The sequence below is a fragment of the Streptomyces alkaliphilus genome (genome assembly GCF_014141535.1).
Classification (GTDB): domain Bacteria; phylum Actinomycetota; class Actinomycetes; order Streptomycetales; family Streptomycetaceae; genus Streptomyces; species Streptomyces alkaliphilus.
In genome coordinates this window covers 1-866 of record NZ_VKHT01001480.1, presented here as the reverse complement: position 1 = coordinate 866, position 866 = coordinate 1, and the positions used below count along the sequence as shown (strand labels likewise).

The window sequence follows — 866 nt, the reverse complement described above, 5'->3', positions numbered from 1 at the left end:
GGGAAAGCCCCACCCGCCCCTCCGTCACCGGCGTAGCGCGGGTCACACGATTCACCCGGATCGATGGGTGTCGTTCGGGGAACCCCGGGCAGGAGACCCCTCACACCGGACCGGAACGGAGAGTCCGGCGCGGAGGGGGGACCGGGTGGACAGGTCGCCCCGGCCGCGAACACCGCGAAGGACGAAAGCGACGAGAAACCGATGGCGCGACGTATCACGGCACGCCGCACGGATCCCCGAGGGGGGCACCGCGCGTCCGGAGCGGCAATCACCGAAACGGCGACGAGGCGAGGGGAGACGCGGATGAGTACGGCCCGGCCGTTCACTCACAGCGATCCCGGCCCCCAGCCGGACGTTCGACGGCTGTCCCTGGCCGGAGCACCCGGACCCGTGGTCCGGGCCCGCGACTTCGCCCGGGAGTCCTTGCAGGATTGGGGTTGGATCCCGCCGCGCGACGAGGAGGGGAGGGCGTCCACGGAGGACGTGCTGCTCGTCGTTTCCGAGCTGGTGACCAACGCCTGTCTGCACGGCGGCGGCCCGCAGACCATGAGCCTGACCCACGGTGCCGAGCTGGTGCGCATCGAGGTCACCGATCTGGGGGACGGCACGCCCGCGCCCCGGACCGGACGGGTTCCGGGACGTCCGGGGGGGCACGGGATGTTCATCGTGGAGAGGCTGTCCGTCGACTGGGGGATCCTGCGTGACGGCACCCTGCCCGGCAAGACGGTCTGGGCGGAGATGGCCGTTCCCAGGCTCGATTACTGAGCGGGGGCCGCGAGGGGCCCGCGGACACGGGCCCGGGCGTGGCGGTTGTGGAGCGTCGGGGCCGGGCACGTGGACCCCGGGACCACCCTCCACCCTCCCCG

Annotated in this window: 1 protein-coding gene; it reads left to right on the top strand. The window is 72.7% G+C overall.

Annotated elements, in window-relative coordinates; translation table 11 throughout:
• Positions 1-303: 303 nt before the first annotated feature.
• Positions 304-765, top strand: coding sequence for an ATP-binding protein (locus FNQ90_RS25215; RefSeq protein ID WP_182608431.1), 462 nt, complete (start codon positions 304-306; stop codon positions 763-765).
• Positions 766-866: the final 101 nt, after the last annotated feature.

Coding starts and splice junctions, on each gene's coding strand:
- FNQ90_RS25215 (WP_182608431.1), top strand. CDS start 304: ATGAGTACGGCCCGGCCGTTCACTCACAGCGATCCCGGCCCCCAGCCG.